Source organism: Agromyces sp. P1_H4 (assembly GCF_056405255.1).
On the sequence record NZ_JBFUCL010000196.1, the window covers coordinates 1 to 7120 of the forward strand.

The following is a 7120-nucleotide window of genomic DNA, read 5'->3' on the forward strand; positions in this document are numbered from 1 at the left end:
GCGGGGGCGGAGGTGGCGGGGGCGGCACGACCGAGTTGGACTATGCCGCCGCCGGCGACTCGTTCGCCGCGGGTGTCGGCGCGCGGAACTACCTCGACACGTCGTGCTACCGCAGCTCGAGCAGCTACCCGAAGGCGCTCGACGCCGACGCGAACCTTCGACTGGTGGCGTTCCCGGCCTGCTCGGGGGCGTCGACCGCGACGGTCATCGCCGCGCAGGTACCCGCCATTCCGGCCACGGCCACGCGGGTGTCGCTGACGGTGGGCGGCAACGACGTGGGATTCGCCGACGTCATGCAGTCCTGCTTCGTCCTCGTGTCGAGCACCTGCGAGTCGCGCATCGTCTCAGGCGAGACACTCGTGGCGAACGGGACGCTCGGGGCCAATGTCGCGGCCGCCATCCAGGCGATCCGTGCGCGCGCGCCCGGGGCGAAGGTGATCGTCACGGGCTACCCGCTGCTCTTCAACCTGCCGAACACGAAGTACCAGTGGGCGGCGCGCGTCAACCAGAGCACGACGGCGCTCAACGACGCCATCGAGGCCGCCGCGGTGGCCAACGGCGCGGTCTTCGTCGACGTCGAGGCGGCGTTCGCGGGGCATGGCGTCGGCAGCGCCACGCCGTGGATCAACGACTGGTCGTGGCTCCGCACCACCGACGGCTTCCATCCGACGGCGACCGGCTACACCGCGTACGCGGGCGAGGTCCGCAAGGTGATCGGATAGCGCCACGCGCACGACGACCTCGGTCGAGAGACACGAACGGCCCCGGATGATCCGGGGCCGTTCGCGGTGCTGAGCCGCCTGTGGGAATCGAACCCACGACCTTCTCATTACGAGTGAGACGCTCTGCCGACTGAGCTAAGGCGGCGTGGCATCCGGTCTCGCCTGGGCGATCCGGCTGGCACGAGAATCTATGTTAGCGGGTTTCGCTGCCGTCGTTGACCACCTCAGCACCGAGGGTCGGACTCGGGCACGGTGCCATCGATGAGATACCGTTCCACGGCGTCGTTCACGCACGCATTCGACTTGTTGTAGGCCGTGTGGCCCTCACCGTCGTAGGTGACCAGGACGCCGCTCTCGAGCTGGTCGGCGAGTGCCACCGCCCATTCGTAGGGGGTCGCCGGGTCTCCGGTGGTGCCCACGACGAGGATCGGGGCGGCGCCCGACGCCGTGATCGGCTCCCGCACGCGGTCGCTCTGGTACGGCCAGTTCACGCAGCCCAGGTCGCCGTAGCCGAAGTACGGCCCGATGATCGGTGCTGCAGTGGCGATAGCCGCGGCATCCGCCCGCATCGCCGCCACGTCGGACTGGTACGTGTAGTCCAGGCAGTTGATCGCACGGAACGCCTCGGTGGAGTTGTCGAGGTAGGTGCCGTCGTCGCCGCGCCCGTTGTACGCGTCGGCGAAGGAGAGCGCGACGTCGGCCTCGCCGAACATGACCGACTCGAACATCTGGTCGAGGTAGGGCCACGACTCCTCGCTGTAGAGCGGATAGATGATGGCGGTCAGCAGGGTGTCCGCGCCGACCATGCGGCCGTCCGAGCCGCGCAGCGGGCTGGCGTCGACTGACGCGAGCAGGCGACCGACCTCGGCCATGGCGTCGTCGGCCGAACCCTGGAAGGGGCACTCCGTGCCGGTGAGGCAGTTCTCGAGGTAGGCGTGCAGCGCGTGCTCGAAGCCGACGGCCTGCACTTCGTTGACCTCGGCGTTGCTCGCAGCAGGGTCGAGGGCGCCATCGAGCACGAGTCGCCCCACCTTCTCGGGGTAGAGGTCGGCGTACGTCGCCCCGAGGAACGTGCCGTACGAGTACCCGAGGTAGTTGAGCTTCTCGTCGCCGAGCACCGCGCGGAGCAGGTCGAGGTCATGCGCGGCGCTGACCGTGTCGACGTGCGCCAGCAGGTCGCCGGTCTGCTCGCTGCACGCCTTCCCGAAATCGGCGGCTGCGGTCCCCACGAGGTCGATCCACTCGTCGCTGCCGCGCTCGGCGGGCACGATCCCATAGAGGTAGTCGTCCATCGCGGCGGCGTCGTAGCATGCGACATCCGAGCTCCGACCGACTCCGCGGGGGTCGAACCCGACCACGTCGAAGTGATCCTGCAGGGGCTGCCCCACCGCGTAGTCGAGCGAGTCCGCGACGAAGTCGTATCCGGAGCCGCCGGGACCGCCCGGATTGACCAGCAGCGAGCCGAGCCGCTCTCCGGTGGCCACGTGCCGGATCAGGGCGAGCTCCACCTCGCCGTCGGCGGGGTTCTCCCAGTCGAGCGGGGCCTTCGCCGTGGCGCACCCCAGACCGTCGCCGCAGGGCTCCCACTCGAGCACCTGCGTGTAGAACGGCTGCAGTGCCTCGGACACGTCTTCTCCGGTCGGCGTCGAGACCGGCGGCGCAGGGCGGAGGAAGTCGGTGGAGCACCCGGTCAGCGCGACGACCGCCGCGAGCAGCACTCCGACCACGCCGACACGGCGAGCGCGTCGCATCCATGCACCTGATCGGGCCATGAGGGGTGTTGAGGTCATGCGGCTCCCCGTTCGGTGGAAGTGCGAATGGCGCTGACGAGCATCGCCTCGAGCGCGAGCGCGGGTTGCACGTTGCCCTCGATGCGTTCGCGCGCCGCCTGGATGGCGTCGAGCGTCGCCAGGGTCCGCGCCGGCGCAGCGGATGCCGCCGCCCGCTCGATCTGCGGCAGCAGCTCACGGTTCACCAGCTCGACGTCGGCGCCGAGCTGCACCAGGAGCACGTCGCGGTAGAGCGACGCGAGGTCGACGAGGATGCGGTCGATCCCATCGCGCAGGCTGCGCGTGGCCCGTCGCTTCTGGTCGTCCTCGAGCGCCTTGAGCTGCGGTCGCAGCGCGGCCGGCACCGCCTGCCCGGGGGCCAGGCCCAGGGAGTGCAGCGCGTGCGCCCGCTCCTCGGCGTCGCGGAGCTCGGTGATCGCCTTGGCGTCGTCGCCCGCGATCTGGAGGAATCGCGCCGCGGTCGAGACGGCGGTCGCCGCCGAGCGCACCTCGAGCGCCAGCCGGAGGGTCTCGGCTCGCCGCTGCCTGGCCTCGTCGCTCGTCGCGAGCCGATGCGCCATGCCGATGTGGCACTGCGCCTCGCGCGCCGAGCGTTCCGCCAGCTCAGGATCGACGCCGTCGCGGCGCACGAGGAGCGCGGCGACCTCGGCCACGGTGGGCATCTGCAGCCGCACCGAGCGGACGCGGGAGCGGATGGTCGGGATGAGGTCGGCTTCGCTGGGGGCGCAGAGGATCCAGACGGTGCGCTCGGGCGGCTCCTCGAGCTCCTTCAGGAGGAAGTTCGAGGTCTGCTCGGTCATGCGGTCGGCATCCTCGACGATGATGACCCGGTGCCGACCGACGGACGGAGCGTAGTGCGAGCGCTTCACGATCTCGCGCACGTCGTCGCGCTTGATGATCACGCCCTCGGTGGCGAGCACGTGCAGGTCGGGGTGGCTTCGCGCCTCGACCTGGATGYGGGTGGGCTCATCGCCGTCGGGGTGTCCGGCGATCAGCGCCGTCGCGAAGGCGTAGGCGAGGTTCGACCGGCCCGACCCGGGCGGTCCGGTGATCAGCCAGGAGTGCGTCATCTGCCGGGACGCGCCGCCGGCGGCCTCGGCTGCCGACCGGAACACGCCGATGGCCGTGTCCTGCCCGGTCAGTTCACTCCACACGCTCACGCGTCCACGCTACCTTCCGCCCCTGACCGCACCATCCGCGCCGTCCGGGGCATCCGTGCCGTCCGGCCGTTCAGAGCAGGCCGGCGACGCGGGCACGGATCACGCCGGCGATCTCATCGACGGGGCGCGTCGCGTCGACGACGAGGAACCGTTCGGGCTCGGCCTCGGCCAGTGCGAGGTACGCCGCCCTCACGCGATCGTGGAACTCGGATGCCTCGGCCTCGAGCCGGTCGTAGCGGGTGCGCGCCTGGTCGAGGCGTCCGCGCGCCGACTCCGCATCAAGGTCGAGCAGGATGGTGAGGTCGGGTTGCAGTCCCTCGGTCGCCCACTCGGACAGGCCGCGGATCGCGTCTGGATCGAGCACGCGTCCGGCGCCCTGGTAGGCGACCGACGAATCGATGTAGCGATCCTGCAGGACGACGTCGCCTCGCTCGAGCGCCGGGCGGACCAGGGTTGCGACGTGGTGTGCGCGATCCGCGGCGTAGAGCAGCGCCTCCGCCCGTGGCGCGATGTCCCCGCGGTGGTGGAGCACGATCTCCCGCACCTCGACGCCGACCTCGGTGCCGCCGGGCTCCCGGGTGCGCACGACCGTGCGACCCGCCTGCTCCAGCCATCGGCCGAGCAGTTCGGCCTGCGTCGTCTTCCCGGAGCCGTCGCCACCCTCGAGGGTGATGAAGACGCCGAGGCTCACGCCGTGCTCTTCTTGCTCGCCGCCTTCTTCGCCGGCGCCTTCTTCGCGGGCGCCTTCTTGGCGGCCGTCGTCGTGGAGCGCTTCGCGCGGGGGGCGGCTGGCCCCTTGTCGCGCTTGGCCTGGAGCAGCTCGACCGCGCGCTCGAACGTGATCTCCTCGACCGACTCCGCGCGCGGGATGGTCGCGTTCGTGGTGCCGTCGGTGACGTAGGGACCGAACCTTCCGTCCTTCACCTTGATCGGCTTGCCGCTCACGGGATCGTTGTCGAACTCCTTGAGTGCGCTCGACGCGCGCCGGGCGCCGTACTTGGGTTGCGCGAACAGTTCGAGGGAGCCCGGGAGATCGATCTCGAAGATCGCGTCCTCGCTGGGCAGCGTTCGGGTGTCGACGCCCTTCTTGAGGTACGGCCCGTAGCGCCCGTTCTGCGCGGTGATCTCCTCGCCCGACTCGGGGTCGAGCCCGACGACGCGCGGCAGGTCGAGCAGCTTGAGCGCGGTGTCGAGGTCGACCTCCTCGATCTGCATGCTCTTGAAGAGGGAGGCGGTGCGCGGCTTCGCAGCGACGGGCTTCTTCGCGGCCCGCTTCGGCTTGGGAGCCTCCACGACCTCGCCGGTCGCCGGGTCGACGGATGCCGCGGCCGCAGCCTCGGGCTCCTCGGGCTCGGGTTCGAGCTCCGTGACGTAGGGGCCGAACCGGCCGTCCTTGACCACGACCTGCTTGCCGCTCTCGGGATTCAGGCCGAGGAGGCGGTCGGTCTGCACGGGCGCCTCGATGAGTTCCCTGGCCTTCGCCTCGGTGAGCTCGTCGGGCGCGAGTTCGACGGGGAGGTTGACGCGACGAGGAGTGGCGTCGTCAGCGGCATCCGGGTCGGCGGTCTCGAGGTATGGACCGTACTTGCCGATGCGGAGGGTGATGTCGGGCGCGATCCGGACGGAGTTGATCTCACGGGCGTCGATGTCGCCGAGGTTGTCGACCACCTGACGCAGGCCCCGGTGGGTGTCGGACCCGAAGTAGAAGCCGTTCAGCCAGTCGACCCGGTCGGCCTCGCCGGAGGCGATCCGGTCGAGGTCGTCCTCCATCTCGGCCGTGAAGTCGTACTGCACGAGGTCGCCGAAGTGCTCCTCGAGGAGGCGGACGACCGAGAACGCGACCCAGCTGGGCACGAGCGCCTGGCCGCGCTGCGTGACGTAGCCGCGGTCGAGGATCGTGGAAATGATCGATGCGAAGGTCGAGGGCCGACCGATGCCGAGCTCCTCGAGCCGCTTCACGAGGCTGGCCTCGGTGTACCGGGGCGGCGGGGAGGTCTCGTGGCCCTTCGCCTCCAGGTCGGCGATCGCGAGCGACTGGCCTTCCTTCAGCGGCGGCAGCTTCGCCTCGCCGGGGGTCTCGTCGGCGTTGCGCTCCTCGTCGCGGCTCTCCTCGTAGGCGGCGAGGAAGCCGCGGAAGGTGATGACCGTGCCGCTCGCGGTGAACTCCGCGATCGTGCCCGCGACGCTGACGGATGCCTCGGCGGGGGTCGCGGCATCCGCTGCCGTCGGACCGACCTCGATGGTGACGGTCGCGGTCTGGCCCTTCGCATCCGCCATCTGCGAGGCGACCGTGCGCTTCCAGATGAGGTCGTAGAGCTTGAACTCGCTGCCGCGAAGCACGCTCTGCAGCTCGGAGGGCGTGCGGAACACCTCGCCCGAGGGGCGGATCGCCTCGTGCGCCTCCTGCGCGTTCTTCGACTTGCCGGTGTACACGCGGGGGGCGTCGGGGATGGAGTCCGCGCCGTAGAGCTTCGTCGCCTGCGATCGTGCGGCCGTGATCGCCTGCTGCGACAGCGACACGGAGTCGGTGCGCATATAGGTGATGTACCCGTTCTCATAGAGCGACTGCGCGACGCGCATCGTGTCGCGAGCCGAGAGACGGAGCTTCCGGGCCGATTCCTGCTGCAGGGTCGACGTCGTGAACGGGGCCGCCGGCCGGCGCGAGTACGGCTTCGACTCCACCTTCGAGACCGTTCGCCGCACGCGCTCGTCGCGCAGTGCGTGCACGAGCGCCTCGGCGACGCGCTCCTCGAGCACGACGGCCTTGCCCTTCAGCCGGCCGGCGTCGTCGAAGTCGCGGCCGGTCGCGACCCGTTCGCCGCCGAGGCGCACGAGGCGCGCCTCGAAGGCGGAGCCCTGGTCGGATGCCTCGGGCGTGAAGCGACCGATGAGATCCCAGTAGCCGGCGGCGACGAACGCGAGGCGCTCCCGCTCGCGGTCGACGACGAGTCGAGTGGCGGCGGACTGCACGCGCCCCGCGGAGAGCCCCGGACCGACCTTGCGCCAGAGCACGGGCGACACCTCGTACCCGTAGAGCCGATCGAGGATGCGACGGGTCTCCTGCGCGTCGACGAGTGCGGTGTCGAGTTCGCGGGTGTTGTCCTTCGCCTTCTGGATGGCGTCCTTGGTGATCTCGTGGAACACCATGCGGCGCACCGGCACCTTGGGCTTGAGCTCCTGGAGGAGGTGCCACGCGATGGCCTCGCCCTCGCGGTCCTCATCTGTTGCGAGGAGGAGTTCGTCGGCGTCCTTCAGGGCACGCTTCAGCTCGGCGACCGTCTTCTTCTTGGAGTCGGAGACGACGTAGTACGGCTCGAAGCCGTGCTCGACGTCGACGGAGAACTTGCCGAGCGAGCCCTTCTTCAACTCCGCGGGCAGGTTCTTCGGCTCGATGAGGTCACGGATGTGGCCGACCGACGACAGCACCTGGTAGCCGTCGCCCAGGTAC

Annotated in this window: 5 protein-coding genes and 1 tRNA gene; 1 reads left to right on the top strand and 5 read right to left on the bottom strand. The window is 70.3% G+C overall.

The features are described 5' to 3' along the window. Positions 1 to 722, top strand: a 722-nt coding sequence (locus AC1DY2_RS12360; protein ID WP_476762698.1) for an SGNH/GDSL hydrolase family protein, incomplete at its 5' end; no start/stop codon positions are given. Positions 723 to 794: 72 nt separating this feature from the next. On the opposite strand, the gene AC1DY2_RS12365 is transcribed toward AC1DY2_RS12360, so the two are convergent. From AC1DY2_RS12365 to topA, 5 genes are all read right to left on the bottom strand, one after another. Continuing rightward, positions 795 to 867 (bottom strand) — tRNA-Thr (locus tag AC1DY2_RS12365). A gap of 79 nt (positions 868 to 946) precedes the next feature. Next, positions 947 to 2473 (bottom strand): alpha/beta hydrolase, encoded by a 1527-nt coding sequence (locus AC1DY2_RS12370; protein WP_476762699.1) that lies wholly within the window; start codon positions 2471 to 2473, stop codon positions 947 to 949. A gap of 35 nt (positions 2474 to 2508) precedes the next feature. Beyond that, positions 2509 to 3672 carry a DNA polymerase III subunit delta' gene (locus tag AC1DY2_RS12375; protein WP_476762700.1) on the bottom strand — a complete coding sequence of 388 codons (1164 nt, stop codon included), beginning with the start codon at positions 3670 to 3672 and terminating at the stop codon, positions 2509 to 2511. A 70-nt stretch (positions 3673 to 3742) separates the two neighbouring features. Next, the gene (gene tmk / locus AC1DY2_RS12380) at positions 3743 to 4363 is read right to left on the bottom strand and encodes a dTMP kinase (protein WP_476762701.1); all 621 of its coding nucleotides are present in this window, start codon (positions 4361 to 4363) and stop codon (positions 3743 to 3745) included. Then, positions 4360 to 7120: type I DNA topoisomerase (gene topA, locus AC1DY2_RS12385; RefSeq protein WP_476762702.1), on the bottom strand; the 2761-nt coding region annotated here is incomplete at its 5' end. The genes tmk and topA, both read right to left, overlap by 4 nt.

Coding starts and splice junctions, on each gene's coding strand:
- AC1DY2_RS12370 (WP_476762699.1), bottom strand. CDS start 2,473: ATGCGACGCGCTCGCCGTGTCGGCGTGGTCGGAGTGCTGCTCGCGGCG.